Annotated in this window: 28 protein-coding genes and 1 riboswitch; of the genes, 14 read left to right on the forward strand and 14 right to left on the reverse strand. The window is 67.7% G+C overall.

Annotated elements, in window-relative coordinates; genetic code table 11:
* Positions 1 to 49 precede the first annotated feature (49 nt).
* Genes waaA through Q376_RS0109785 form a run of 3 tightly spaced genes read right to left on the reverse strand, consistent with a single transcriptional unit; the run spans position 50 to position 3,882 of the window.
* A complete protein-coding gene (gene waaA / locus Q376_RS0109775) occupies positions 50 to 1,330 on the reverse strand; it encodes a lipid IV(A) 3-deoxy-D-manno-octulosonic acid transferase (RefSeq protein ID WP_081803493.1) in 1,281 nt (426 codons plus the stop codon).
* 4 nt (positions 1,331 to 1,334) lie between these two features.
* On the reverse strand, positions 1,335 to 2,768 hold the full coding sequence (gene hldE / locus Q376_RS0109780; protein WP_027350154.1) for a bifunctional D-glycero-beta-D-manno-heptose-7-phosphate kinase/D-glycero-beta-D-manno-heptose 1-phosphate adenylyltransferase HldE: 1,434 nt from the start codon (positions 2,766 to 2,768) through the stop codon (positions 1,335 to 1,337).
* Positions 2,758 to 3,882 carry a glycosyltransferase family 9 protein gene (locus Q376_RS0109785; protein ID WP_027350155.1) on the reverse strand — a complete coding sequence of 375 codons (1,125 nt, stop codon included), beginning with the start codon at positions 3,880 to 3,882 and terminating at the stop codon, positions 2,758 to 2,760. Before Q376_RS0109785 ends, hldE begins: the two co-directional genes overlap by 11 nt.
* A gap of 129 nt (positions 3,883 to 4,011) precedes the next feature.
* Here Q376_RS0109785 and Q376_RS0109790 point away from each other — a divergent pair, with 129 nt between their 5' ends.
* Complete coding sequence (locus tag Q376_RS0109790; RefSeq protein WP_027350156.1) at positions 4,012 to 4,761, forward strand: 3-deoxy-D-manno-octulosonic acid kinase; 750 nt, start codon at positions 4,012 to 4,014, stop codon at positions 4,759 to 4,761.
* Here the strand turns inward: Q376_RS0109790 and Q376_RS0109795 are convergent.
* Positions 4,743 to 5,861, reverse strand: coding sequence for a glycosyltransferase (locus Q376_RS0109795; RefSeq protein WP_027350157.1), 1,119 nt, complete (start codon positions 5,859 to 5,861; stop codon positions 4,743 to 4,745). The genes Q376_RS0109790 and Q376_RS0109795 overlap by 19 nt on opposite strands.
* Before the next feature lie 61 nt (positions 5,862 to 5,922).
* Between Q376_RS0109795 and Q376_RS0109800 the strand changes: the two genes are divergently transcribed.
* Positions 5,923 to 6,969: a glycosyltransferase family 9 protein gene (locus Q376_RS0109800; protein ID WP_027350158.1), complete on the forward strand. Its 1,047-nt coding sequence runs from the start codon at positions 5,923 to 5,925 to the stop codon at positions 6,967 to 6,969.
* A 22-nt stretch (positions 6,970 to 6,991) separates the two neighbouring features.
* On the opposite strand, the gene Q376_RS0109805 is transcribed toward Q376_RS0109800, so the two are convergent.
* Together Q376_RS0109805 and Q376_RS0109810 are read right to left on the reverse strand one after the other, a co-directional pair.
* A complete protein-coding gene (locus tag Q376_RS0109805) occupies positions 6,992 to 8,083 on the reverse strand; it encodes an NAD(P)H-dependent flavin oxidoreductase (RefSeq protein WP_043447236.1) in 1,092 nt (363 codons plus the stop codon).
* Positions 8,084 to 8,164: 81 nt separating this feature from the next.
* Positions 8,165 to 8,866: a glutathione S-transferase gene (locus Q376_RS0109810; RefSeq protein ID WP_043447239.1), complete on the reverse strand. Its 702-nt coding sequence runs from the start codon at positions 8,864 to 8,866 to the stop codon at positions 8,165 to 8,167.
* A gap of 150 nt (positions 8,867 to 9,016) precedes the next feature.
* Between Q376_RS0109810 and Q376_RS0109815 the strand changes: the two genes are divergently transcribed.
* On the forward strand, positions 9,017 to 9,337 hold the full coding sequence (locus Q376_RS0109815) for a hypothetical protein (RefSeq protein ID WP_027350161.1): 321 nt from the start codon (positions 9,017 to 9,019) through the stop codon (positions 9,335 to 9,337).
* A 32-nt stretch (positions 9,338 to 9,369) separates the two neighbouring features.
* Here the strand turns inward: Q376_RS0109815 and Q376_RS22155 are convergent, their stop codons facing one another.
* From Q376_RS22155 to rfaD, 4 genes are all read right to left on the reverse strand, one after another.
* Complete coding sequence (locus tag Q376_RS22155; RefSeq protein ID WP_052365115.1) at positions 9,370 to 10,068, reverse strand: hypothetical protein; 699 nt, start codon at positions 10,066 to 10,068, stop codon at positions 9,370 to 9,372.
* A 63-nt stretch (positions 10,069 to 10,131) separates the two neighbouring features.
* The gene (locus Q376_RS0109825; RefSeq protein WP_027350162.1) at positions 10,132 to 10,890 is read right to left on the reverse strand and encodes a glycosyltransferase family 2 protein; all 759 of its coding nucleotides are present in this window, start codon (positions 10,888 to 10,890) and stop codon (positions 10,132 to 10,134) included.
* Positions 10,887 to 11,933 carry a lipopolysaccharide heptosyltransferase II gene (gene waaF, locus Q376_RS0109830; protein ID WP_027350163.1) on the reverse strand — a complete coding sequence of 349 codons (1,047 nt, stop codon included), beginning with the start codon at positions 11,931 to 11,933 and terminating at the stop codon, positions 10,887 to 10,889. Before waaF ends, Q376_RS0109825 begins: the two co-directional genes overlap by 4 nt.
* Entirely contained in the window at positions 11,930 to 12,889 is a 960-nt protein-coding gene (gene rfaD / locus Q376_RS0109835; protein ID WP_027350164.1) for an ADP-glyceromanno-heptose 6-epimerase, read from the reverse strand. Before rfaD ends, waaF begins: the two co-directional genes overlap by 4 nt.
* 158 nt (positions 12,890 to 13,047) lie before the next feature.
* On the opposite strand from rfaD, the gene glyQ reads away from it, so the two are divergent.
* The 9 genes from glyQ (at position 13,048) to Q376_RS22170 (ending at position 22,187) form a co-directional block, all read left to right on the forward strand.
* Complete coding sequence (gene glyQ / locus Q376_RS22160; protein ID WP_081803495.1) at positions 13,048 to 14,040, forward strand: glycine--tRNA ligase subunit alpha; 993 nt, start codon at positions 13,048 to 13,050, stop codon at positions 14,038 to 14,040.
* Between the two features lie 2 nt (positions 14,041 to 14,042).
* Positions 14,043 to 16,121: a glycine--tRNA ligase subunit beta gene (glyS, locus tag Q376_RS0109845; protein WP_027350165.1), complete on the forward strand. Its 2,079-nt coding sequence runs from the start codon at positions 14,043 to 14,045 to the stop codon at positions 16,119 to 16,121.
* Positions 16,122 to 16,248: 127 nt separating this feature from the next.
* Positions 16,249 to 16,345, forward strand: a riboswitch (Fluoride riboswitch).
* A 96-nt stretch (positions 16,346 to 16,441) separates the two neighbouring features.
* Positions 16,442 to 16,825 carry a fluoride efflux transporter CrcB gene (gene crcB / locus Q376_RS0109850; protein WP_027350166.1) on the forward strand — a complete coding sequence of 128 codons (384 nt, stop codon included), beginning with the start codon at positions 16,442 to 16,444 and terminating at the stop codon, positions 16,823 to 16,825.
* 94 nt (positions 16,826 to 16,919) lie between these two features.
* On the forward strand, positions 16,920 to 17,489 hold the full coding sequence (gene gmhB / locus Q376_RS0109855) for a D-glycero-beta-D-manno-heptose 1,7-bisphosphate 7-phosphatase (protein WP_027350167.1): 570 nt from the start codon (positions 16,920 to 16,922) through the stop codon (positions 17,487 to 17,489).
* Between the two features lie 4 nt (positions 17,490 to 17,493).
* Complete coding sequence (locus Q376_RS0109860; protein ID WP_027350168.1) at positions 17,494 to 18,714, forward strand: winged helix-turn-helix domain-containing protein; 1,221 nt, start codon at positions 17,494 to 17,496, stop codon at positions 18,712 to 18,714.
* A gap of 331 nt (positions 18,715 to 19,045) precedes the next feature.
* Positions 19,046 to 19,876 (forward strand): transporter substrate-binding domain-containing protein, encoded by an 831-nt coding sequence (locus Q376_RS0109865; protein ID WP_211266641.1) that lies wholly within the window; start codon positions 19,046 to 19,048, stop codon positions 19,874 to 19,876.
* 67 nt (positions 19,877 to 19,943) lie between these two features.
* Positions 19,944 to 20,615: an amino acid ABC transporter permease gene (locus Q376_RS22165; protein ID WP_043447243.1), complete on the forward strand. Its 672-nt coding sequence runs from the start codon at positions 19,944 to 19,946 to the stop codon at positions 20,613 to 20,615.
* The gene (locus Q376_RS0109875; RefSeq protein ID WP_027350170.1) at positions 20,612 to 21,271 is read left to right on the forward strand and encodes an amino acid ABC transporter permease; all 660 of its coding nucleotides are present in this window, start codon (positions 20,612 to 20,614) and stop codon (positions 21,269 to 21,271) included. Before Q376_RS22165 ends, Q376_RS0109875 begins: the two co-directional genes overlap by 4 nt.
* A 16-nt stretch (positions 21,272 to 21,287) precedes the next feature.
* Entirely contained in the window at positions 21,288 to 22,187 is a 900-nt protein-coding gene (locus Q376_RS22170; RefSeq protein WP_081803496.1) for an amino acid ABC transporter ATP-binding protein, read from the forward strand.
* A gap of 133 nt (positions 22,188 to 22,320) precedes the next feature.
* Here Q376_RS22170 and Q376_RS0109885 read toward each other — a convergent pair whose 3' ends face one another.
* Together Q376_RS0109885 and Q376_RS24800 are read right to left on the reverse strand one after the other, a co-directional pair.
* On the reverse strand, positions 22,321 to 22,875 hold the full coding sequence (locus tag Q376_RS0109885) for a glycine zipper 2TM domain-containing protein (RefSeq protein WP_027350171.1): 555 nt from the start codon (positions 22,873 to 22,875) through the stop codon (positions 22,321 to 22,323).
* A 169-nt stretch (positions 22,876 to 23,044) separates the two neighbouring features.
* Positions 23,045 to 23,296 (reverse strand): hypothetical protein, encoded by a 252-nt coding sequence (locus Q376_RS24800; protein WP_155834273.1) that lies wholly within the window; start codon positions 23,294 to 23,296, stop codon positions 23,045 to 23,047.
* A 68-nt stretch (positions 23,297 to 23,364) separates the two neighbouring features.
* On the opposite strand from Q376_RS24800, the gene Q376_RS0109890 reads away from it, so the two are divergent.
* Complete coding sequence (locus Q376_RS0109890; RefSeq protein ID WP_043447247.1) at positions 23,365 to 25,017, forward strand: electron transfer flavoprotein-ubiquinone oxidoreductase; 1,653 nt, start codon at positions 23,365 to 23,367, stop codon at positions 25,015 to 25,017.
* A gap of 24 nt (positions 25,018 to 25,041) precedes the next feature.
* Here the strand turns inward: Q376_RS0109890 and Q376_RS0109895 are convergent, their stop codons facing one another.
* Together Q376_RS0109895 and Q376_RS0109900 are read right to left on the reverse strand one after the other, a co-directional pair.
* Complete coding sequence (locus Q376_RS0109895; RefSeq protein ID WP_027350173.1) at positions 25,042 to 25,317, reverse strand: hypothetical protein; 276 nt, start codon at positions 25,315 to 25,317, stop codon at positions 25,042 to 25,044.
* A 79-nt stretch (positions 25,318 to 25,396) separates the two neighbouring features.
* Entirely contained in the window at positions 25,397 to 25,747 is a 351-nt protein-coding gene (locus tag Q376_RS0109900; RefSeq protein ID WP_027350174.1) for a hypothetical protein, read from the reverse strand.
* Positions 25,748 to 26,001: 254 nt separating this feature from the next.
* Here Q376_RS0109900 and Q376_RS0109905 point away from each other — a divergent pair, with 254 nt between their 5' ends.
* Positions 26,002 to 26,328 carry a hypothetical protein gene (locus Q376_RS0109905; protein ID WP_027350175.1) on the forward strand — a complete coding sequence of 109 codons (327 nt, stop codon included), beginning with the start codon at positions 26,002 to 26,004 and terminating at the stop codon, positions 26,326 to 26,328.
* The last annotated feature ends 13 nt before the right edge of the window (positions 26,329 to 26,341 follow it).

Here is a 26,341-nt window from a genome sequence, read left to right on the forward strand (position 1 = left end):
GGCGTCTCATCCTTGCTGCACAAGCCATTGGCTCAGCTCAAGGTCAGATTCAGCGCCGTCGATCGCGCGGCTCGAGCGGAATCATCGCCAGCAGATGGTCGCGAATCAGCTTCTTGGCCCCACGGTTGGCGTCGACCACGCCACGTGCGGCGGCGCCAAGACGGCGCCGCCGCGCGGGGTCATCGAACAGTTCGACCAGCGTATCGCCGAGACTCGCGGCATCGTCGACCTCGATCCGCGCATTCGCACGAGCGAGCGCCTCGGCGATCTCGCTGAGGTTGGCGAGCTGCGGGCCGCTCAACACGGCAACGCCGAGCGCCGCCGGCTCGAGCAGATTGTGGCCGCCGACCGGCACCAGGGTACCGCCGACGAAGGCGACCTCTGCGCAGGCGTAGAGGCCCATCAGCTCGCCCATGGTGTCGCCGAGGTAGACCTGGGTCGTCGCGAGGATCGCATCGTCATGGCTGCGCCGCGCCACCGCCGGTGCGCCCAGCTGGTCGATGCAGAGCCCAGCGACGGCGTCGAAGCGCTGCGGATGGCGCGGCACCAGGATCAGCAGCGCCTCGGGGTAGCGGCTGCGCAGCCGCGCATGGGCCTCGAGCGCGGCGCGCTCCTCACCCTCGTGGGTCGACGCGGCGATCCACACCGGACGCGGGCCGATCCGCTCGCGCAGCGCCTCGCCCAAGGCCCGCGCCGCCTCGTCGACTTCGAGGTCGAACTTGAGCGCACCGGCCACGGTGATCCGCTTCACCGGCAGGCCGAGGGCGCGAAAACGCTTGCCGTCCTCGCCGCTCTTCACCGCCGCCCAGTTGATCCTGATCAGCATGTCGCCGACCAGCCGCTTGAAGCGCAGGTAGCGCTTGAACCCACGCTCGGTGATCCGCGCATTGATCAGCGCGATCGGCACATGGTGGTCGGCGGCGGCGTGGATCAGGTTCGGCCACAGCTCGGTCTCGACGATCACCAGCAGCTCCGGGTCGAGCAGACGCACCATCCGTCGCGTGGCAGCGGGGAAGTCCAAGGCAATGAAGTAATGACTCACTTCGCTGCCGAACAGCGCGGCTACGCGCTCTGCCCCAGTGGCGGTCATGGTGGTGACGACCACCCGGTGCTCCGGGTTGTCATCGATCAGCGCGCGGATCACGGGCGCCGCCGTGACCACCTCGCCGACCGAGGCGGCGTGCACCCACAGCACTCGCTGGCCGCGATGGTCGGGAATCCGGCCGAGCCGCTCGGCGCGCGAGCGCCCGGGCAGCTGCTCGCGCCAGACTCGCTTCCACACCAGCGGGGAGAGCGCGTAGAACAGGCCGCTGTAGAGTCGTCTTCCCACCCGCTCACTCCTGGCCGCGGATCGCGTCGATCAGCGCGCTGGTCGATACGCCGCGCTCGAAGCCGAGCACCTTGACCTCGCCACCGTTGGCGAGCACCGCCTCGTGCCCGGCGATCTGTTCGACCGAGTAATCACCACCCTTGACCAGCACGTCCGGCAGCACCGCCTCGATCAGCCGCTGCGGCGTGTCCTCGCTGAACGGAATCACCCAATCGACCGCGGCCAAGGCGCCGAGTACCCGCATCCGCCGGTCGAGCGGGTTGACCGGCCGGCTCGGCCCCTTGAGCCGGGCCACCGAAGCGTCGTCGTTGACCGCCACGATCAGCCGATCGCCGAGCCGGCGGGCCTGCTCGAGATAGCCGACGTGGCCGGAGTGGAGGATGTCGAAGCAGCCGTTGGTCATCACCACCCGCTCGCCGCGCTGCTGGGCCGCCCGCACCATCCGGATCAGTGCCATCTCATCCCCCTCGCCGCTCTCTTCCGCGCTCAGCCCGTACTCGTGCAGCGCACCGTAGAGCTCGGCCATGGTCAGCGTCGCGGTGCCGGGCTTGGCCACCACCAGTCCGGCGGAGAAGTTGGCCAGCCATAGCGCATCGTCGAGGCTCTGGCCGGCGGCGAGCGCCAGGCCGAGAATCCCGATCACGGTGTCGCCCGCGCCGGTGACGTCGTACACCTCGCGGGCATGGGTCGGCAGGTGCAAGGGCGGCACGCCCTCGCGGATCAGCACCATGCCGCGTTCGGAGAGGGTCACCAGCAGCGCCTCGAGCTCGAGCTCCACACGCAGCCGCTCCCCCTTGGCGAACAGCTCGGCATCGTTCTCACTACGCCCCATCACCGCCTCGAATTCGCTGAGGTTGGGAGTGAGCACGCTAGCGCCGCGATAGCGGGAGAAATCGGTGCCCTTGGGATCGACCAGCACGCGCTTGCCTTGGGCACGACCGAGCTGGATCAGCGTCTGGACCCTGGAGAGGGTGCCCTTGCCGTAGTCGGAGAGGATCATCAGGTCGCACTCCGGGAGCGCGCGCGCGACCTGCTCCTCCAGCGGCGAAGTGTCGACCGAGGCGAGCGGGCTTTCGAAGTCGAGCCGGATCAGCTGCTGGCTGCGGCTCATCACGCGCAGCTTGGTGATCGTCGGCACCGAGCGACTGGCGTGGAACAGCGGCTCGACCCCGGCGGCGACCAGGGCGCGTTCGAGCAGGGTGGCGTTGTCGTCGACCCCGACGACCCCGGCCAAGCGGCTCTGCGCGCCCAGCGAGGCGATGTTGAGCGCCACGTTGGCGGCCCCGCCGGGACGGTCCTCGACCTCGTCGACCCGCACCACCGGCACCGGCGCTTCGGGAGAGATCCGCGAGGTCGGGCCATGCCAGTAGCGGTCGAGCATCACATCGCCGACGACCAGCAGGCGGGCGGCATCGAAAGCGTTCAGGTCAAGCTTCACGAGGATTCTCCGAAGAGCGGGAGGAAGTGGCGGCGGTATCGAAGATCAGCCGGTCGAGCTGGGCGCAGACCTCTTCGCTGGTGATCAGCGCCATCGCGTCGGGATGGCGCACCCGTGCGCCCCAGCTGATCTGGTCGGGGGACTTGTGCATGAAGGTGCGCACCGCGTCAGGGTAGCGATTGACCACGTAGTCGCGCCACAGGTAGGGCGCGGCGCGATCGGGGTTGGTGGTGGCATAGAGCCCGACCACTGGCGTGCCGAGGGCATTGGCCATGTGTACCGGCCCCGAGTCCGGCGCGATCACTACCCGCGCACGCGCGATCAGCGCCAGCAGCCCCTTGAGCGAAGTGCGTCCGAGCAGGTCGACCGGCGCCCCCTCGCCGAGGTGGGCGCAGAGCGCCTGGATCCGGGCGACCATTTCGCGCTCGGCGGTGCTGGTGCCGCCGGTGAGGAAAGAGGTCAGGCCATGGCGATGCCAGGCGTGTTCGATCACCGCGGCGTAGCCCTCGGCCGACCAGTTGCGGAAGTTGCGCAGCCTCGGGTTGGCGCAGGGGCTGATCACCAGCGCCCGGCGCCCGGCGAGCAGGCCCTCGGCTTCGGCCTCGGCGGCGTCGGGAATCGCCAGGTCCCAGCGCAGCCGGGAGAGCTCCTGCTCGGCGTCGAGCCCGAGGGCGACCGCGAAGTCCATGAACGACTCGAGCACGTGGGCATGCGGATGCGGCGCGATCCGCCGGTTGGTGAACCAGGTCTGCCAATCCTTGGAGCGCTCGCTGTCATAGCCGATTCGCACGCGGGTCTTGAGTCCGAGCGAGAGGATGCTCGCGCGCAGCGACTGCTGCATGTGCAGCAGCAGGTCGAAGCGAGTGTCACCGAGGCTTAGCCACAGCGCGCGCATCCCCTTGAATCCGGTGGCTTTGTCGTAGACCACCAGCTCGACCCCGTCGATCCCGCTGAGTAGACTGTATTCGGCCTTGCCGACGATCCAGGTGATCCTTGCTTCCGGCCAGCGGCGCGCCAGCGCACGCACGGTGGGTACCAGGTTGCAGACGTCACCCAGGGCCGAGAGCCGCAGCACGCAGATGTGGCCAGGGCGTGCTGGCAAGGGTTGTTTCATGCGAATGACCATGTCTGGTTGGCGATGCTCTGACCGGCGCCCGCCGCCGCCATCGACGACGCGCCCCGGTCCAATGGGGCCGCGCGCCGTTCTCCTTCACTTGCACGGAACCTAGCAAGCCGCTCATCCATGCCAATCATCCGCTCACGACGCGCGAATGCGCACATTCTATATGATGCCGATCGTCTTTGCGGCGTCGCCGGGAAACCGGGCGACGCACCGAGCGAGGGGATCGATCCGGCGCTGTTCGAGCCGCGCTTCTGGACGCAGCGCAAGGCGGTGGTGGCGCGCGCCCCGGGGCGCGGCGAAAGCCTGTTCGTCGAACCGGGGGAGCTCGCCCGCACGACCGACGAGCAGTGGGTATTGCGCCCCTACCGGCGCGGTGGCGCGGTGGCGCGGGTGAGCGAGAAACGCTACCTGTGGCGCGGCGCCGAACGCTCGCGGGCATTTTTGGAGCTGCGCCTCACCGCGCGGCTTCACGCCGAGGGGCTGTCGGTACCGCCGCCGGTCGGCGCCTGCGTGTGGCGATTCGGCCTCGGCTACGAGGCGGCGCTGCTGAGTGTGAGGATTCCCGGCGCCCAGGCGCTTGCCGCGCGGCTCGAGGGGATCGATCGATCGACCCTGGAGGCGGTCGGCGCGCTGATCCGCCAGGCCCACGCACGAGGTCTCGACCATGTCGATCTCAACGCGCGCAATCTGCTGATCGACCCCGAGGGCCGCCCCTGGATGATCGATCTCGACCGCTGCCGGCTGCGTCCACCCGGGCGCTGGCGCGAAAACAACCTGGTGCGGCTCGAGCGCTCGCTGGCCAAGTTCGCCCCCGGCCGCGAGCACGAGCTGATCACCGCGATCCGCGACGGCTACGCGGCCCCGGTGTAGTAGCCGATCAGCGCTTCGACGTGGCGCCCGAGTTCGAACGACTGCTCGACCCGCAGCCTTCCGGCGGCGCCCAGCGCCGCCCGGCGAGCGGGATCGCGCTCGAGCGCGAGCATCGCGTCGCGCCAGCCGTCGACATCCTCCGCGCCGACCAAGAGCCCGGTATTCGCGGTGACGATCTCGGGCAAGGCCCCCGCATCGGCACAGATCACCGCCCGTCCAGCCGCCATCGCCTCGATCGCGGTGAGCCCGAAGGCCTCGTTGCGCGAGGGCACGCAGACGATGTCGAGCGCGGCGAGCACCTGCGGCAGGTCGGCGCGAAAGCCGCTGAAGCGTACCCGCCCGCCCAGGCCCAGCGCCTCGATGCGGCGGTCGAGTTCGGCGACGAAGCGTACATCGCTGCCTTCCCGAGCTTCCCGCCCGCCGATGATCAGCCCCTCGATGCGACTCTCGGCGGGCAGTCTCGCCAGCGCCTCGAGCCACACCAAGTGCCCCTTGCCATCGGTGAGCCGTCCCGGCAGACCGACCGCGACGCGCTGTTCATCGATACCGAGCGAGGCGCGCAGCGCGCTGCGCGCCCCGGCTGCCAGCCCAGCAGGATGGCAGGCCAGGTCGAGTCCCTGGTAGAGCCGCGCCAGCCGTTCGCTCGGCACCGGCAGCGCGCGCCGGTTGCGCGCAAGCGTCGCGTCGCTGATCGCCAGCACCTGGTCGACCCGGCCGTAGGCCCAGCGATGATAGAGATCATGCTTCGGCTTGCTCACCCCCATGTGCTCGGTGAACACCAGTCTCAGCGAGGGATCGAGGGTCTTGAGCAGCGCGCCGATGCGCAGGTCGCTGGATTTGTGACAGTGCACCACCGAGATGCCGCGCCGGCGAACGAAGCGCGAGAGCGCGACGATTCCCAGCAGCGCGCGCGCCCGGCTGGCGCAGCTGAACACCTCGACACCGGCGGCGCGCATGCTTCGCTCGACGCTGGAACCGGCGATCGCCGCGCCATACACTTGCCACCCTTGCGACTCGAGCTCCGCGATGATCCTCGATGGATACATCTCGAGCCCGCCCCAGCCGGTCGAGAGGCAGAGCTGGAGCACTTTATGGGTCATACGCGCTTCCTGTATCGACTATGGTGATCCGCGACCAGCCCCCGTTAGGAGAGAAGAGGCCATGACCGCCAAGCCCCGTATCCTCGTCGTACGCAACGACAAGCTCGGCGACTTCATGCTCGCCTGGCCGGCCTTGAGAACGCTGCGCGAGGGATCGAAGGCGAATCACATCGCGGTGCTGGTGCCCGACTACACAGCGCCCCTGGCGCGGGTCTGCCCCTGGGTAGACGAGGTGATCGTCGACCCCGGCCCCAAGGGCGACCGCGAGCTGCTGGCGCAGCTGCGCGAGGGACGCTTCGACGCCCTGCTGACGCTCTTCTCCACCTCGAGGATCGGCTGGCTGGGCTTTCGCGCCGGGATCGCACTGCGCATGGCGCCTGCGACCAAATGGGCGCAGCTATTCTACAACGCGCGCATTCGCCAGCGCAGATCGCGCTCGGAGAAACCCGAGTATCGCTACAACGTCGAACTCGCCGAGCGGCTGCTAGACCGCTTGGGCCAGCGAGCGCCCGAGACCGCGCCGCCCTACTGGCCAATCAGCCCCGAGCAGCGCCAGGCGGAGCGACAACGGATCGCGGCCGAGTGCGGGCTGGACCCCGACCGCCCCTGGTGGTTTCTCCACCCGGGCAGCGGCGGCTCGGCGGTCAACCTCAGCGCCGAACGCTACGTCGAACTCATCACCAGGGTCCACGCCCGGCTGGAGCGTCCAGCCGGCTGGCTGGTCACCTTCGGCCCGAACGAACAAGCCAACGCCGAGTGGGTACGCGCCGAACTCGCCGCCTCCGGCGTCGATGCCAGGCTGATGCCCAAGCGCGAAGGGCTCGCCGGGTTCGCCTGCTCGCTCGCGGCCGGCGACGGCATGATCGCCGGCTCGACCGGGCCGCTGCACATCGCCGGCTGCCTCGATCTCGGCACCGTCGGCTTCTATCCGGCCAAACGCTCCGCCACTTCGCTGCGCTGGCAGACCTGCAACGACGCATCGAAGCGGCTCGCCTTCAGCCCGCCTGCCGATGGCGATCCGGCCGCCGCCACCGACATGAGCCGGATCGACCTCGACGCCGCCGCAGCGCCGATCGCGGCGCTGATCGAGCGCCTGCGTTTCACGTGAAACGTGCCCACCGCAGGTGCATCTAACGTTCGGCTCTGGGGGTCTCGTCGAGCGCCTCGATGACCGCTGCCGCGTCGAGCTCGGCGGCCAACCGCGCGAGCAGCTGCGCGGCCCCCATCCGCCGCAGCCGCGCCACACCCTGACCGGCCCACAGCGACAGATACTCGGCATCGTTGCGCCGCGCGCCCTCGGCGCGCATCGCTGCGGTCAGGGCATTCTGCAGCGGGTAATCGGGCGCTTCGCGCTCGAACTCACCGAGCAGCCTCATCGCACGGTTAGGCAGGCCCCGCGCGGCGCGTCCAGAAAAGCTTCGGGTCAGCCGAGTCTCCCCGCTCGCCGCTTCGAGCGCCTCCTTGTAGGCGGCGGGGATGCCGCTCTCATCGCAGGCGAGGAAGGCGGTGCCGAGCTGGGCGGCCTGGGCGCCCCGAGCGAGCAGGGCGGCAATTTCAGTCCCGTCCATCACTCCGCCGGCAGCGATCACCGGCAGGTCGATCGCCTCGACGCAGGCTTCGACCAGCGCGCCGGTATCGTGCAGCGCTTCGTCAATAGGGCCGATGAAGGTGCCACGGTGGCCGCCCGCCTGGGCGCCCTGGGCGCATACCGCGTAGGCGCCGGCACGCTCCCAGGCGATCGCCTCCTCGACCCGGGTCGCGGTGCCGATCACCAGGCTCTCGGCCGCGTGCAGCCGCTCGACGGTCAGCGGGTCGAGGATGCCGAAGGTGAAGCTGGCTACCGCCGGGCGACACTCGAGCAGCGCATGGAGCTGCTCGTCGAACGGCTGGCACCAGCGGGTGGGAAGCGATGGCTCGATACCCAGCTCGGCGTGCAGCGGCGCGAGTCTCGCCCAGGCAGCCTCGATCTCGCCCGGATCGGGTTCTGGTGTGTCGAGGATGAAGAGGTTGATCGCGAAGGGGCGGTCGGTGAGCTCACGAATCCCGGCGACCGCATCGACGATCTGCTCGGGCGAGAGCATCGCCGCCGCCAGCGAGCCGAGACCTCCTGCGTTGGAGACCGCGGCGACCAGCGCAGGGGTAGTGGCGCCACCAGCCATCGGCGCTTGAATGATCGGCAGACCCAGGCCAAGGGTGCGAGTGAGCGCGGTGGAGGGAATCATCGGCGGGCTCCTTGATCCAGTGGGGGCATGGCTTCCATTCAAGCATGCCCGCCGCAAGGCGGCGTTAAGACCTTGGCAGCTTCAACGCGCTGCATGCGCCGGGGCGCGCAGGTCCTCGACCAGCTCGCCCGCAGCCAGTGCCTGCGCCTCGTGGCCCGCCTCGGCCGGCTCTTCGAGCGCGGCGGCGCGCCATTCCCGCAGTGCAGCGGATGCCAGCAGCCGCTCGGCATAGGCCGCGCTCTGCGCCGAAAGCGGCAGCCCGAAACCGGCCCAGCGCAGCGCCACTGGAGCGAAGAAAGCGTCCACCGCAGTGAAACGCGAACCGGCGAGGAAAGGGCCTGAGAATCGCTCGAGCCCGTCGCGCCAGAGCGCGTCGATGCGCGCGAGATCGGCACCGAGCGGCGCATCGATCCCAGCCAGGCGCAGTACCAGTGCGCAGTTCATCGGGCAGCGGCTGCGCAGCGCGGTGAAGCCGGCATGCATCTCCGCCGCCGCCGAACGCGCCCAGGCGCGAGCCTGTGGCGACTCGGGCCAGACGCCGGGATGACGCTCGGCGAGGTATTCGATGATCGACAGCGACTCCCACACCGTCGTCTCGCCATCGACCAGGCAGGGCACCTTGGCGTTGGGAGAGAACGCGGCGAAGCGAGCATGATTGTCCTCGGCATCGGTGAACGGCGTCAGCATCTCGTCGAAGGGGATGCCGAGCTCGCGCATCAGCGCCCAGGGACGCAGCGACCAGGAAGAGTAGTTCTTGTTGGCGATGTGCAGCAGATATCCCATCGGATGGCTCCTGAAGCGGTCGATGCGTGCCGCTGGCTCGCAGCATGCGTATCGGCCTGCTATTGGTGGATGGTGTTAGACTGGATCATACCCCAGCCCCTTCCCCACCCGCCCCACCCAGTCGGCGCGATCGCGCCGAGGAGACACGAAATGGATCCTCGCCGATGGTTCGGCGCGGCCTGCTGTGCGCTGGTGACCGCCAGCAACGCGGCCGAGCCCGTGTCCCCGGCGCTGAGCGACGAGTTGAGCGACGCACTCGACACCTGCTTGTCGCATCCGCCGCCGGTGGTGCGCAACCTCGAGCTCGACGTCTCCCAGCGTATCCGCGCCACCAGCGATGCTCGCCAGCGCCTCACCAGCCTCACCCTCGATGTATCGGCGCCGGGGCGTCCGCACGTGCGCGGCGAGGTGGTGTGCCGCTTCGAAAAGGGCGAACTGGTCTCATCGGAGCTGGTGACGATCCAGCGCTGAACGCTCGCCAAGCATCGACGGCAGCGAAAGCCTCAGCGGGAGACATCGACCGAGGGTGTCGCGGTCGCGTTCTCCGACCACTTGACCTCGACCAGCTGGTGACCGAGGAAGCGACCGGCGGCATCGAAGTCATAGGCCACCGAGAGCCAGCCGTCGATCTCGCAGGCGTGGCAGCCGCGCAAGGCGGTATCGAAGCGAAGCTGTTCGCCGCCGCCGTTGAGCCGCTCGCTGCGCGTGAGGCTCGCCGGGGGAAAGGGCATCACTCCTGGGTGGGCGGCGAGAAAGGCAGAGTAGTCGGCCCGGTACTGGTCCTCCTCGGAGAGGATCGCGCGATCGACGTCGATGGTGGCGCCATCGCTCGCGACCAGCAGGGTGCCTTGGTTGGTGTTGGGCCGAAACGGATAGGTGACCTGGGCGACGCCGATCAAGCCCTCGCGGCGAAAGCCCGAGACGAAACCGGCGTCGCCCTCGGCGGAGAGCGTCTCGACCGCCTCGATCACCTCATCCGGTGCCTTGGCGCGGTGCAGCACATCGACCATGCAACCATCCAGCGACAGCGCCTCGTCCTCGCTGCGACAGAGCTCGAAGACGCCGCTGTCGCGCCACACCGCGCGCTCGTCGATCATCGCGACATCCTCCTGGGCCTGCTCGGAACGCTCATCCGGTAGCTGGTCGCAGCCCGCCAGTGCTACCAGCGCCAGCAGCGCGAACGCACAGGAGCGATACGGCATGTCGCAACCTCTCAAAGGGTACTCACGAGATCGCTCGCGATCGGTGATGGAACGAAGCCGAACTCAGTCGGGCGACCCCGTACGGGTACGGACCCAGAGATCGGCATACTTGGCGAAGGTCGAATGCGCCGACAGCAGCGCCAGCAGCAGGCCGGCCCGGCCATCGAGAAATCCCGCCCGCAGCAGGTACATGCGCAGAAAGCAGCCGACCCCGTGGCCAATCCCCGCCGCCAGGCTGCCGCGCTTGCCGCGCGCCGCGCGCGCCTCGGCCCAAGCCTCGGCGTAGTGGGCTGATTTCTCCAGATAGTGACGCAGGTCGCGGTAAGTGTAGTGCAGCAGATCACCCTCGAGGGAGCGCTCGGGCAGCCCGCTTCGGTTCTCGAGCTTCTCGTGCACCAGGGCGTCATTGTAGCCCGCGCCACTGCGTGGGTAGAGCCGCGCCACCGGGTCCGGATACCAGCCGCTGTGGCGAATGAAGGCACCGAAGCACCAGGAGAGCCGCGGCATCGAGAGGATCGCGGGCTCACCGGCGATCGCCTCGCGAATGCTCTGCGCAAGCTGAGGGGTGACCCGCTCGTCGGCGTCGATCATCAGGATCCAGTCACCGCTGGCGTAGGCCTCGGCACGCTGGCGCTGCACGCCGAAACCGCGCCACTGCGCCTCGACGAAGACCTTGTCGGTATAGCGTGCGGCGATCTCGCGGGTCGCATCCTCGCTGCCGCCATCGAGTACGACGATCTCATCGGCGAAACCCAGCGTGTCGAGGCAGGCGGCAAGGTTCTGCGCCTCGTTCTTGACCATCAGCACGGCGGAGAGACTCACGCGCGACGCTCCTCGGAGTGTGCCTCGATCGCCGCCTCGATACGCGCCGGGGAGATCTGCTTGAGGCAGTTGGTGTGACCGAGCGGGCAGACGCGCTGGAAGCACGGCGAACAGTCCAGCGCCAGCCAATGGACCTCGGCATGATCGGTGAGCGGTGGGGTGTAGTGCGGGGAAGAAGAGCCGTAGATCGCCTGGATGTGAGTGCCCACTGCGGCTGCGACATGCATCAGTCCGGAGTCGTTACTGACCACTTGGGCACAGGCTGCGAGCAGATCGACGGCGTCTTCAAGACGGGTCGCGCCGCACAGGTTGTGTACGCCCTCGAGCCCTGAGGCGATCTCCTCCCCCGCAGGATGGTCCTTGGGGCCTCCGAGCACCACGACCCCGATGCCACGCGCGACCAGCCGCTCGGCGAGGATGCGGAAGTAAGCCAGCGGCCACTGCTTGGCCGGGCCGTACTCGGCGCCTGGCATCATGCCGACCAAAGGCTTGCCGCGCAGACCGAAGCGCTCGAGCAGCGCCGCCTGGTTGGCGGAGTCGATGCGCAGCCTGGGACGCGGGATCTCCGCCGGCGGATTGGCCTCGGGCACCGGCAGGCCGAGCGAGACGAAGCGCTTGACGGTCTGGTCGAGCACCTCTTTGTCGAGCCGGCGGCGGCGATTGAGCAGTCCATAGCGCTGCTCGCCGGTGAAACCGATCCTGCGCGGCACACCGGCGAAGAACGGCACCAGCGCGGACTTGAGCGAGCGCGGCAGCACGATCGCGCGATCGTACTCGCCCTTGATCCGCCGCCCCAGCCGCCATCGCGCCTTCAACCCGGTCTCGCCGTGGCCGACCGACAGGGTCAGCGCGCGCCGCGCCTCGGGCATCCGGTGGATGATCGGCGCCGACCAGTTGGGGCCGAGCACGTCGATCACGCACCCCGGATCCTGGCGCTTGAGCGTGATCAGCAGGCTCTGGGCCATCACCATGTCGCCCACCCAGGAAGGGCCGACGATCAGGATTCTCTCGCCCAGCGCGGTTTCAGGCGCGTGAGCGCTCACTTCGCAGCAGCCACCCGGTCCGCGTTGAGCCATTCCAGATAGGCGCGCACGCCCTCGGCGACGGTCTTGAACGAATGATCGAAGCCGGCCTCACGCAGCCGTGCGATGTCGGCGCAGGTGTAGCTCTGGTAGCGTCCCTTGAGCTGCTCGGGGAAGTCGATGTACTCGATGTCGCCCTTGCCGTAGTAGTCGATCACCGTCTCGGCGATGGCCTTGAACGGCTCGGCGCGACCGGTGCCGAGATTGAACACCCCGGACTTCTCCGGATGGTCGAGGAACCACAGGTTGGCCGCCACCACGTCGCCGACGTAGATGAAGTCCCGGCTCTGCATCCCGGCCTCGAAGCCGTCCCACGCGCCGAACAGCTTCGGATCCTGCCCAGCGCAGACCTGCTGGTGGTGATGGAAGGCGACGCTCGCCATGCTGCCCTTGTGCTGCTCGCGCGGGCCATAGACATTGAAGTAGCGGAACCCGACGACCTGGGCGGTGAGCGCATGCTCGCGCGCGCGCACGTACTGGTCGAACAGCAGCTTGGAATAGCCGTAGACGTTGAGCGGGCGCTCGAACTCGGGCACCTCGCGGAACACCGGGCTGGCGCCGTAGGTCGCCGCCGAGGAGGCATAGAGGAACGCCACCCGATGATCCTGGCAGTAGTGGAACAGCTCCTTCGAATAGGTGAAGTTGTTGTCCAGCATGTACTTGCCATTCCACTCGGTGGTGGACGAGCAGGCGCCCTGGTGGAACACCGCATCGATCGCGGGCAGCCGCCCCTCTCTGAGCATCGCGCGGAATTCGTCGACGTCGAGATAGTCACTGATCCGACAGTCGACCAGGTTGACGAATTTGGTGCCATCGGTCAGGTCGTCGACCACGATGATGTCATCGCGGCCGCGATCGTTCAGGCCCTTGACGATGTTGGAGCCGATGAAGCCGGCTCCGCCGGTCACTACGATCATGTTTCTCTCCGCTGGTGTCGCGGCTGCGTCCCGATGGGCGGCGCAGCCCTATAACCAAATAGAGGTCGATTGTATACTTGCGGGTCTTTTAATTCATGAATTCTAGGCTCACCCGCCGCTCGGCCGGGATGGGCCGCCATCCCAGCCGGACGGAGCCAATGACACAGTCGACGCCAGACGTGACAACCTTTCAGGGCCTGATCCTCGCCCTCCAGCAGTACTGGGCCGAGCGCGGCTGCGTGATCATGCAGCCGCTCGACATGGAGGTCGGCGCGGGCACCTTCCATCCGGCCACCTTCCTGCGCTCGATCGGTCCGGAACGCTGGAACGCCGCCTACGTCCAGCCGTCGCGGCGACCGACCGACGGCCGCTATGGCGAAAACCCCAACCGGCTGCAGCACTACTACCAGTTCCAGGTGGTGATGAAACCCTCGCCGCCGGATCTTCAGGATCTCTACCTCGGCTCGCTGCGCTATCTCGGCCTCGACCCCGAGATCCACGACATCCGCTTCGTCGAGGACAACTGGGAGTCTCCGACCCTCGGCGCCTGGGGCCTCGGCTGGGAGGTGTGGCTCAACGGCATGGAGGTGACCCAGTTCACCTATTTCCAGCAGGCCGGGGGGATAGAGTGCTTTCCGGTCACCGGCGAACTGACCTACGGGCTCGAGCGCCTGGCGATGTACCTGCAGGACGTCGACAGCGTCTACGACCTGGTCTGGGCACGCTCGCCGGAGGGCATCGAAGTCAGCTATGGCGACGTCTACCTGCAAAACGAGCGCGAGCAGTCGGCCTACAACTTCGAATACGCCGACGTAGAGGTGCTGTTCGCCGCCTTCGAGCAGTGTGAAAAGGCCTGCTCCCGGCTGCTCGAGGCCAAGCTGCCGCTGCCCGCCTATGAGCAGGTGCTCAAGGCCTCGCACACCTTCAACCTGCTCGACGCCCGCCATGCGGTCTCGGTCACCGAGCGCCAGCGCTACATCCTGCGCGTGCGCACCATGGCCCGCGATGTCGCCCACGCGTACTACGCCTCCCGCCTGGAGGCCGGTTTCCCGCTTGCGGATCCAGATATCCGCGAGCCGCTGCTGGCCGCCCACCGGGCCGAACTCGAGGCCGCCGCCTCCACCGCATCCGCGCAAGAACAGAAGGCTTGAGCATGTCATCGGACTCCACTTTCCTGGTTGAACTGGGCTGCGAAGAGCTGCCCCCGAAAAGCCTGCCCGCGCTGGCCGAATCCTTCGCCGCGAGCATCCGTGAAAGCCTCGGCGGCGCCGGCCTGGCCTTCGGCGAGGTGCGCGCCTACGCCACTCCGCGCCGGCTCGCGGTGAGCGTCGAACGGCTCGCCGCACGCCAGCCCGACCGCGAGACCGAGCGCCTCGGCCCGGCGCTGGCCGCCGCCTTCAAGGACGGCGAGCCGACCAAGGCCGCGCTCGGCTTCGCCGCCTCGCTGGGCATCGAGGTCGCCGAGCTCGCCACCATCGATACCGACAAGGGCCCGCGCATCGGCTATCGCCAGGTCCAGCCGGGCGAAGCCACGGTGGCGCTGCTGCCGGGTATCGTCGAGCGCGCGGTGGCACAGCTGCCGGTGCCGAAGTACATGCGCTGGGGTGCCTCCAGGATCGAGTTCTCCCGCCCGGTGCACTGGCTGACGATGCTCTACGGCGACCAGCTGGTGGAAGGCGCAGTCCTCGGCCTGGCGTCCGGCCGCACCACCCTCGGCCACCGCGTCCACTGCCCCGCGCCGATCGAACTCGCCCACGCCGACGACTACCTCGCCAGGCTCGAATCCCCCGGCTACGTGATCGCCGATCCCGAGCGCCGGCGCGAGGTCATCCGCGCCCAGGTCGAGGCCGAAGCGGCCAGGATCGGGGCCACCGCGGTGATCGACGAAGCCCTGCTCACCGAGGTCGCGGGGCTGGTCGAGTGGCCGGTGGCGCTGACCGGTAGCTTCGATGGCCGCTTCCTCGAGGTGCCGCAGGAGTGCCTGATCTCGTCGATGAAGGCCAACCAGAAGTACTTCCACCTGCTCGACGCCGAAGGCCGGCTGCTGCCCTCGTTCATCACCATCGCCAACCTCGTGAGCCGCGATCCGCGCCAGGTGATCGAGGGCAACGAGCGGGTGATCCGCCCGCGCCTGTCGGACGCCGCCTTCTTCTACCAGACCGATCGCACCAAGCCGCTCGACGCGCGCCGGCCGATGCTCGAGTCGGTGGTGTTCCAGCGCCGGCTCGGCTCGCTGGCCGACAAGTCGCGCCGGCTCGAGGCGCTCGCCGGCGCGATCAGCGAGCTGATCGAGGGCGACCGCCAGGCGGCGATTCGCGCAGCCCAGCTCTCCAAGTGCGACCTGGTCACCGAGATGGTGCTCGAGTTCCCCGAGCTGCAGGGCATCATGGGCACCTACTACGCCCGCGACGCCGGCGAACCGGAAGAAGTGGCGCTGGCCATCCAGCAGCAGTACCTGCCACGCAACGCCGCGGACGAGATTCCCTCGACCAAGACCGGCGTCGCCCTGGCGCTGGCCGACCGCCTCGACACCCTCACCGGGATATTCGGCATCGGCCAGCGCCCGACCGGCGCCAAGGACCCGTTCGCCCTGCGCCGCGCGGCGATCGGGGTGCTCAACATCCTGATCAAGGGCGAGTTCGACCTCGACCTCAAGGCGCTGCTCCAGCTCGCGGTCGAGCAGCACGTCGAGCTCAGCGACGACGACCGCCAGGGTCTCGCCCTCGACGTGCTCGACTACATGCTCGAGCGGCTGCGCGCCTGGGCCCAGGACGAAGGGATCGACACCGACGTCTACAACGCGGTACGCGCCCGCCCGGTCACCCGCCCGCTCGACTTCGCCCGCCGGCTGCGCGCCGTCCAGGCATTCGGCGCCAGAGCCGAGTCCAAGGCGCTGGCCGCCGCCAACAAGCGAGTCGCCAACATCCTGGCGAAGCACGAAGAACCGCTGCCGGCCGAGGTCGACCCCACCCTGTTCGAAAGCGACGCGGAGCGCGATCTCGCCGCGGCCGTACAGCGCCTGCGCGAAGAAACCGCACCGCTGCTCGCCCACGGCGCCTACCAGCCGGCGCTCGACGCGCTCGCCACGCTGCAAGGCCCGGTGGATGCCTTCTTCGAACAGGTGATGGTGATGGCCGAAGACCCGCGCACACGCGGCAATCGCCTCGCCCTGCTCGCCAGCCTGCAAGCGCTGTTCCTCGAAGTCGCCGACATCTCGCTGCTGCCGCAGTAAGCGCCTGCTGACCGTACGAGGCCCGTCTGGTGCAAGCCCGGCGGGCCTCGTCACATCAGCGGCCACTCTTTCTTGCACCGCCCTCCGGCCGCTGAGCGCATTGCGACCGGAACGGCCAGCCTCTATCCTGGGCGCTGGAGATGGCATGCCTCCTGTCTTCGGCCATATACCCAGCGAATCACGAAGCGAACCGCCCTCACCGGGCCGATGATGCCTACGCACTGCGCTCGAGCCAGCCCTCGAGGAGCGCTGCGTGGGTCGCGCCACCGTGCTCTCCTCGCTGCCGCGAGCGCCTCGACATTCGCGCTCGGAGAATCCATATGCTCGCTTCCTTCATCGCCGTAGCCCTCGGTGGCGCCACCGGCAGCGTTCTGCGCTGGTGGCTCGGCCTGCGCTTGAACGGCCTGTTTCCCGCCCTGCCGCTGGGGACGCTGACGGTCAATCTGGCCGGCGGTCTGGTCGTTGGCCTGGCGCTGGCGATCCTCCTGCGCTTGCCGGGCATCGACCCGGTGTGGCGTGCGCTGATCGTAACCGGCTTTTGCGGGGGGCTGACCACCTTCTCGACCTTCTCCGCCGAGGTGGTGACGATGCTCACCAGCGGCCGTCCGGGCTGGGCACTGGCGATCATCAGCACGCACCTGCTGGGGTCGCTGGCGATGACGCTGCTCGGCTTCGCCCTGGTCGACTGGCTGGCGCCGCGCTGACCCTGGGCTTCGCCGTGGATGCCGATTCGCCAGGGCGGTTGGTTTAGTCCGCCGGGGTGCCTAAACTGGGGATCCTCTGCCCAGGGAAGGCCCGATGCCCGACAAAACGATTGATAAGTTGGTGATCCTCGATCGCGACGGCGTGATCAATCGCGACTCCAAATCCTTCGTCAAGAACCTCGATGAGTGGATACCGCTGCCCGGCGCGATCGAGGCGATCGCCAAGCTGTACCGTGCGGGCTATCGCGTCGCGGTGGCGACCAACCAGTCAGGGATAGCCCGCGGCCTGATCACGCCTGATGCGCTTGAACAGATGCATGCTCATCTCACTGCGCTGGTTGCTGAAGCCGGTGGCGAGCTGGCGCGGATCGAGGTCTGCCCCCACGGGCCCAATGACGGCTGCGCCTGTCGCAAACCGCTGCCGGGGATGCTGCTATCGATTCGGGACGCGCTCGGCCTCATCGACCTCACCACCGCCTGGATGGTCGGCGACTCGCTGCGCGACCTGCAGGCCGGCGAGGCGGCGGGCACTCGGGTGGCGCTGGTGCTGACCGGCAACGGCGAGGAGACCTTGGGCAAGCTCGGCGAGCTCGAGCACCCCGAGCGGGTCGCGTGCTTCGCCTCGCTGGCCGACTTCGCCGATCGGCTGCTGGCGGAGCATTGAGCCAATGGCGCGCGAGCGGCTGTCGGCGAGCCAGGCACGGCGCCTTGCGCTCAGCGCCCAGGGTTTCGCCACGCCGCGACCGCAACGCTGCGACCGCGGACACCTGCGCCGGATGCTCGAGCGTATCCAGGTGCTCCAGATCGATTCGGTCAATGCGGTGGTGCGCGCCCATTACCTGCCGCTGTTCTCGCGGCTCGGCGACTACCCGCGCCAGCTGCTCGACGAGGCGGCGTGGAGCGGCGGGCGCCACCGCCAGCTGTTCGAATACTGGGGGCATGAAGCCTCACTGTTGCCGCTCGAGCTCTACCCGGCGATGCGCTGGCGGATGCAGGAAGCACGTGCAGGGGTAGGCATCTACAAGGGGCTTGCGCGCTTCGGCGTCGAGCACCGCGACGTCATCGAGCGGGTGCTGGGCGAGATCGAGCGCCACGGCGCGCGCCCGGCGTCCGCGCTCAATACCCGCCAGGGCCCGGCCGGCCCCTGGTGGGACTGGAGCGATGAGAAACACGCGCTGGAGTGGCTGTTCGCCGCCGGCCTGGTGACCGTCTCCGCCCGGCGCGGTTTCGAACGGCTCTACGACCTGCCTGAACGGGTGCTGCCCAAAGCGGTGCTGGCGCGCCCGGAACCGGACGCCGCCGCAGCGCAGCGCGAGCTGGTCGAACGCGCGGCCAGGGCGCTCGGCGTCGCCACCCAGCGCGATCTACGCGACTACTACCGGCTCTCGCCCAAGGCGACCCAGGAGGCACTGCGAGCGCTGGTCGAAGACGGCCGGCTGCGCCCGGTCGAGGTAGAGGGCTGGCGCGAGCCCGGCTATCTGGCCGGCGACCCGGTGATTCCCCGAAGGATCGAGGCCAGCGCGCTGCTCGCCCCGTTCGATCCGCTGATCTGGGATCGAGCGCGTACCGAACGGCTGTTCGGCTTCCATTACCGGCTCGAAATCTATGTGCCCGAGGGCAAGCGCCGCTATGGCTACTACGTACTGCCCTTCCTCTTTGGTGAGCGCCTGGTCGCCCGGCTCGACCTGCGCACCCGGCGGCGCGAAGGCACCCTCGAACTGCTCGCCGTCCATCAGGAACCCGAGGTGGAAATCGACGAACACGAGCTCGAAGCGCTGGCGCTCGAACTCGAGCGCCTCGCCGACTGGCTCGAACTGCCGCGACTGAAGCTCTCCTGCCCACGCCCGCTGGCAAGCCGCTTGGTGCCGCTGCTGCAGCATCGGCGCTGAAGCCCTTTACCACCCTCCGGTTCGCGTCGATCGGCTGGATGCGCCGACCGCAGGATCAAAAAAATTGATCTCGAAGCCCATCTAAAAATATTTTAAAGATGCCGCCTGACTCTCTAGCGTGGAACCAAGGTCAAAGACCAAATAACGATAACAATGGAGTCCTCCGATGCCCGCTCGCCTCGATCGCGTCCATTGCCCCACCCCACCTTGGCGATTCGATGCCGGGCGCGTGACGCCCCAGGTTCGCTGCGTCACAGGCTGAAGACTTTTTTCGTCATCTCGCCGCGCCAGGCCGAGAGCGCCATGCGCATCGTTTCTTCCCGGAGCCGACATGAACAACTACAAACCAAGCTCGATGCTCAAGATCTTCGCCACCGTCCTGGCCTTCGCCATTGGTTCCCAAGCGGCCCATGCCGATGTGCTCAGCGATGCCAAGGCGAGCGGAGAGCTCAAGATCGCCACCGAGTTCCACTTCGCGCCCTTCGCCTACCTGGTCGACGGACAGTACGCCGGGCTCAATCTCGAGCTGATGGATGAAGTCGGCAAACGCTTGGGCTTCGAAGTCAGCTGGATCGACCTGCCCTGGGCGAGCGTGCTGCCGGGCCTCGAGGCGGGCAACTACGACTTCGTCGCCGGGCCTGCGATGGTCACCCGTGAGCGCCAGAGCCGCTATGCCTTCACCCTGCCGATCGCCGATGCCACCGTCGGGCTGATCAAGCGGGAGAACGACGACAGCATCGAGAAGCCCGAAGATGTCGCCGGCAAGCGCGTCGGGGTGCAGCGCGGCTCGGCCCAGGCCGACGAGTTCCGCGCCTTCAACCAGACCCTGCCGGAACCTGCGACGATCACCGAATACGTCGACTTCACCCAGTCGATGGCGGACCTGGCCGCGCGTCGCGTCGATGCGGTCGCCAACTCGCTGCCCAACATCGCCTACACCGCCACCCAGCGGCCGATGTTCGCGGTGGTCGAGCCGACCTTCGGCAAGCCTGCCTACTTCGCCTACATGGCGCGCAACGACGCTGAATCCGCCTCACTGGTCGAGGCGATCAACCAAACCCTTGGCCAGATGCACGAGGACGGCTCGCTCGCCGCGCTGCAGACCAAGTGGTTCGGCGCACCGATGGACGTACCGACCGGCGACTTCGTCCCCGAGCTGTGAGACCGCGAGGCTCCGCCGCGCTTGGTTTGCGCGATGTGGGAAAAACGCAACGGGAGAGTTCATCGCCATGTTCGACTGGACATCCTTCGTCCATAGCCTGCCGCTGCTCGGGCAGGCGCTGCTGGTGACGCTCAAGGCGTCGCTTGCGGGCAACCTGTTCGGTTTCCTGATCGCGATTCCCGTCACCGCCCTGCGCCTCTCCTCGCGACCGCTCGCCCGCACGCTCGGGGCGAGCTACATCTTTGTCTTTCGCGGCGTGCCGCTGCTGGTCCAGCTGCTGGTGATCTACTACCTGCTACCGACCACCGGGCTGCCCAACCTGTCGCCGATGACTGCCGCCGTGCTGGCGCTGTCGCTGTGCTCCGGCGCCTACATCGCCGAGATCCTGCGCGGCGGCTTCCTCGCCATTCCTCCGGGGCAGATCGAAGCCGCCCGGCTGCTCGGCATCGGGGCGGCGACGACGCTGGTCCGCATCGAGCTGCCACAGGCGGTGCGCCTGACGCTGCCGTCGCTGGTCAATGAACTGGTGCTGCTGATCAAGGCCTCGGCACTGATCTCGGTGGTCGGCCTTGCCGATCTCAGCCGGGTGGCGCAGAACCTTGCCGCGTCGGACTACCTGTTCTTCCAGCACTACCTGGTGCTGGCACTGGCTTACTGCCTGATCAACCTGCCGCTGACGTTCAGCGGCCGGCTGCTCGAGCGCCACCTGGCACGTTCGCAGTACAGGGCCGCCGAATGAATTTCGATCCTTCCATCCTCACCACGCATGCAGGCGAGATCGGCGACGCCTTCCTGGTCACCGTCAAGACCTGGCTGCTCGGCAGCGCGCTCGGGTTGATCGTCGGACTCGCCCTCGCCCTGCTGATCCGCTCGCTGGGCCGATGGGCGCGGCTGCCGCTGCTGGCGTTGAGCGAGCTGATACGCGGCACGCCGTTCCTGGTGATCTGCTTCATCCTCTACTACGGCGGGCCGAGCATCGGGATCGACCTGAACGCGATCTTCGCCGGCATCGTCTGCATCGGTTTCTATTCCAGCGTCTACTTCGCCGAGATCTTCCGCAGCGGCTTCAACGCGGTGCCTCGCGGCCAGCTCGAGGCAGCCGAGTGCCTGGGGCTCGGCCGCTGGCAGCTGCTCGTGCGCATCGAACTGCCGCAGATGCTGGTGATCATTCTGCCGGCGCTCACCAATCTGCTCACCGTGCTGTGCAAGGAGACCGCGATTCTCTCGATCATCACCGTGCCTGAGCTGACCGCGGTGCTCGGCGGAATCGGTACGCGCACCTTCTCCTTCGCCGAGACCCTGGTCGCGCTATGCCTCGCCTACCTGCTGCTGGTCGAGCTCACCGCACGCGTGGGCAACTGGCTGGAGCGGCGCGTCGGCGGCTACCTCAATTGACCCGGGAGCGAATCCGATGAGCCAGTCCCCGACCACCCCACAGGCCCGTTTTCCCGCGATTCGGCTCGACCAGGTCGGCAAGCGCTTCGGCGATCACCAGGTGCTCGAGGGAATCGATCTGGAGGTCGCCCACTCCGAAGTGGTCTGCCTGATCGGCCCCTCGGGCTCGGGCAAGAGCACCCTGCTGCGCTGCATGGCCTTTCTCGAGCACTACGACCAAGGCGAAATCTACATCGAGGGCGCACTGATCGGCTGGGAGATCGACGACCAGGGCCGCCGCAGGCGAGCCTCGAATCGCCGCCTGCGCCAGAGCAGGAGCAATCTCGGCATGGTGTTCCAGCAGTTCAACCTATGGCCGCACATGACCGCCCTGGGCAACGTCAGCGAAGCGCTCAAACGGGTGAAGGGGCTTTCGCGCCTGGATGCCGAGCGCCGGGGTCGCCAGGCGCTCGAGCGCGTCGGCCTGCTCGACAAGGCCGACGCCCATCCTGCGCGGCTCTCCGGCGGACAGCAGCAGCGGGTGGCGATAGCCCGCGCCCTGGCGATGGAACCCAAGATCATGCTGTTCGACGAGCCCACTTCCGCGCTCGATCCCGAGCTGGTCGGCGAAGTGCTGGCGGTGATGAAAAGACTCGCGAGCGAAGGCATGACCATGGTCGTGGTCACTCATGAGATGGGCTTCGCCGCGCGGATGGCGGACACCCTGGTGTTTCTCGATCATGGACGCATCATCGCCCGGGGGGCGCCGGCCCAGGTATTCGGCGAAGAGGCGCCGCCGCGCGTACGCCAGTTCCTCCAGGACTACCTGGAACGCAACGCCCTGCTGATCGACGCCAACACCGAGGCCCCCGGGGCGATGCCATCGAGCATCAGCGCAGGCGACGGGGCCGCCGCTGCGACCAAGGGCATGTTCTGAGTTCGATCGAGCCGCCGCACCCAGGCCCTATGCTCCAAAACAAAGCAGGGCGGCCAGATGGCCGCCCCGTCGTCCTTTTACACGCTCATCCATGAGCGCTCGTCCTTGTCCGTTCATCCCTGGGTTGTGAACCTCAGCCCTGGGGAACGCCGCCGTTCTGCCCAGGCAGTACCACCTGGCCGTTGTAGACCGGCAGACGCTTGCCCGGGTCCTGCTCGGTACGCACGGTGCGATTCTGACCGTCATAGCTGTAGACCACGTCGAAACCGACCTGCTCCTCGTGGCTCTCGGTGACCGTGTGGCAGCGGTTCTCGGTAGTGGTATAGGTGCTGCCGCGATTCATGTTGCCTTGGATCTGGTTACCGGCATAGCCGCCGCCCACCGCACCCGCGGCGGTCAGGATCTTCTTGCCGGAGCCACCGCCGAACTGGTTGCCGACCAGACCACCGATCACCGCGCCCGCGGCGGTGCCGATGATGTTGTTACTGTCGGCCGGCGGCTTGTAGTGATTGACGCTGACCTGCTCGCAAACCTGCCGTGGGGTCTCGACGGTGCGGGACACCGGGGTGACGCTGAGCACTTCCGCATAGGCCGGCTCATTGCTACCACCGACATAGGAGGCCACTGCGACGCCGCCGACAATGCCGAGGACACCGATCGTGGCACCGATCGCAATCGATTTGTTCATCGCTCAACTCCCTGAATGGAACGTCCCTACCCTTCTCGTCGGGGCTGACGACGCGCACGCCGACGGGACGAATCATGCGCTGCTGGAAGCGAATCCTATGCGGTGCCCACGGGCGCCACCACGGGCATTTGGTAATCATTGTATCTGCGCGTTAAATTCGCCAAATGAGTCAAAGGTCACAAAAAATGCGGACATTTTCGAAGAAAAAGACATTTTTCCAGTTACATTCCATAGTGTATGTATCTCTCTGAGAACAGCGCTTACGCCGCCATCGGCCAAGATCGCTCACCATCAGCCAACGATTCTTTACCGAAAGGTGGCCGATCGCGTACAGCGCAACGGGTGCTACCATGCCCGCCTTGGTGAGGAAACCAGGCGCCGCGACCGCGCCGACGGCGGCGCAGCCCTTTGGCAAGCTCACGCACGCCGTCCTGGCCACGTACAAACAGGGCGATGTGTCGCTGCGTTTCGAGCGAGCTGGAGACGGGAATGGATGTAGAGGTAATGGAATTCGACGTAGTGATCGTCGGCGCGGGCCCGAGCGGACTGGCGGCGGCGTGCCGCCTGATGCAAGGCGCTCGGGCGGCGGGCCGCGAACTGAGCGTCTGTGTGCTCGAGAAAGGATCCGAAGTGGGCGCTCACATCGTCTCTGGCGCGGTATTCGACCCGCGAGCGCTCGACGAGCTCTTCCCTGACTGGGCCAGCGAAGGCGCCCCCACCGGGCCGATGGTCGCCGAAGATGGCCTGTACTGGCTGAGCGATGCCGAACGCTCCAGGCGCCTGCCTGGCGCCTTGGTGCCGAAAAGCCTGCACAACCTTGGCCACGAGCCTGCTCATCGCCTGATCTCGGCCGCAGACCTTTGTCGCTGGCTCGCCGAGCGCGCCGAAGCACTCGGCGTCGATCTGTTCCCGGGCTTCGCCGCCCAGTCATTGATCATCGAACAAGAGCAGGTACGTGGCGTGGTCACCGGTGCGCTGGGGATCGCCGCAGACGGCAGCGAAAAGCCCGGCTATGCGCCGGGCATGGAGCTGCGGGCCCGACATACTCTGTTCGCCGAAGGCTCCCGCGGCCATCTCGGCAAGCAGCTGATCGAACGCTTCGCGCTGGCCCAGGGACGCGCCACCCAGCACCATGCGATCGGGCTCAAGGAGATCTGGGAAATCCCCCAGGCCCAGCATCGCCCCGGACGCGTGCAGCACGGTGCCGGCTGGCCGCTGGGTCGCGGCAGCCACGGCGGCTGGTTTCTCTATCATCTGGATGCGCAACGGGTAGCGGTCGGGCTGATCGTCGATCTCGACTACACCAACCCTTGGCTGTCGCCGTTCGAGGAGTTCCAGCGGCTCAAGCACCATCCGCTGATCCGCGCCCAGCTCGAGGGCGGCGAGCGCCTCGGCTACGCCGCACGGGCGCTGACCAAGGGCGGGCCGGAAGCGCTGCCCAAGCTGGCCTTCCCTGGCGGGGCGCTGCTCGGCTGCGACGCGGGCACCCTCGATGTCTCGCGGATCAAGGGGCTGCACATGGCGATGAAGTCGGGCATGGTCGCCGCCGACACCCTGCTCGCCGCAAGCGACGAAGCGCTCGAGCTTGGCCGTGGACTGGCGGACTTCGACACCGCCTGGGCCGACAGCTGGGCCGGACGCGAGCATGCGGCGAGCCAAGGATTCGGTGCCGCACTGCACCGCCTGGGCCCGCTGCTCGGCGGCGCCTGGAACCTGATCGACCAGTGGCTGGGCAAGCGCTTGCCGAAGCTCACCGACCCGCGCCCGGACCATGCCAGCCTGCGCGAAGCGAGCGAGGCGCCACGTATCGACTATCCCAAGGCGGACAACCGGCTCTCCTTCGATCGGCTCTCGTCGGTATATCTCACCAACGTCTACCACGAGGAGGACCAGCCCTGCCATTTGCATCTCGCCGATGCCGAGGTGCCGATCAGGGACAATCTGCCGCACTACGCCGAGCCCGCGACCCGCTACTGCCCGGCGGCGGTCTACGAGGTAGTGGAAGAGCAAGGGCAGACGCGGTTCCGGATCAATTTCCAGAACTGCATCCACTGCAAGACCTGCGATATCAAGGACCCGGCGCAGAACATCACCTGGGTGCCACCTGAAGGCGGCAACGGCCCCAACTACCGCAGCATGTGAGGCGCCAGCGAAAGCGCCCAGGGCTCACGCCGAAGCGCTGCGCTCGGCCAGGGCGTGGATGAAGCTCACATCGCCGACCCATACCAGCGCCACCAGATTGAGCACGGTGACCAGGGTACCGAGCAGCAGCGGCCGCTTGCTCGGGCCCTCGGCCGCGATGCCGAGTCCGACTGCGTGGAGCATTGCGCACGCGAACAGCAGTGGATAGCCATCGAGAGTGCTCATCGCGAGCAGCGGCGGAAGTGCAACCACCAGCACCGCGACTGCGGTCCAGGCATAACGAAGACGAACGGCGCCCATGCAGCGAGCCTCGAGGCAATTCAAGGGGGCCATAGGATATACGATCGAGGCAGCCGCGGCGATCCGAGCCGGATCACCTTCAGCCGGTGGCGAGGCGCAGCACCAGTCGACCCGCGACCAGCGCCACACCCGCGGAGATCGCAAGCCCCAGCGCGCCGGCCAGGTACTGCTTGAGCCGCGCCGGGGTGGCCGAGAACAATTTCCACTTCTTGATCAGGTAGGCGATCCCGTCGATCGACTGCATGAACAGCAGCACGAACAGGGCGAGCGCCACCGCGATCACCAGCCAGCCCGACGGGGTGTCCACATAGCGGGTCCCGGCGCTGAACAGGGCTCCGACCAGCACAAGCCTGGCCACCCAAGCGAACAGGGCGTCCACATAGCCGTGCGACTTCATCCATTCATAAAGATCAGCGAAACGATCGAGCATACCGTGTCCATCCCAAGGATATCGTCCGCCACCGCCGGCGGCCGAGCGATGCAAGGCAGGATAGCACCCGCCTCATCGATCTAGGTGACAACCGCGCGAGGTCGACTTAGCATAGTGGCGCGCCGATTTAATCAGCAACTTGCGGGGCGCGCGACGCCTTCGGGCGGTCGAAGAAATTCCGCTAAAGCAGCTTGCCGGCGACGCCTCGCGCCTCCGGGCCAGCGGCTCTCATCGGCCCAGGAACATCATCCAACATGAATCAAGCGCTATCCTCGGCACAGCTCGCCGAGCTCCCCGTCCGACCTCATCGTGCGCTGCTCTACGGCACCGACCAGCCCCAGCTACTGAAACGCCTCGACATCTGGCGGCGCGGCAAGCGCCTCGCCGCTGCCGCCGTGGAGATCGAGTTCATCAGCTCGAGCGTCGAGCTCGCCGCGCTCAGCGGTCGAGTCGAACTGCTGGTCTGCCAACCGCGCAGCGACGACGACTTCGCCAACCTCCTGCGGCTCGCGGCGACCCGCGCCGAGGAAGCGCTGTTCCTGCGCCCGTGCCGCGGCGACCGCGCCATGCGGCCGCGCTGACACTCAGCCCGGG

Origin of the sequence: Halotalea alkalilenta DSM 17697 (genome assembly GCF_000621205.1) — a bacterium.
Classification (GTDB): domain Bacteria; phylum Pseudomonadota; class Gammaproteobacteria; order Pseudomonadales; family Halomonadaceae; genus Halotalea; species Halotalea alkalilenta.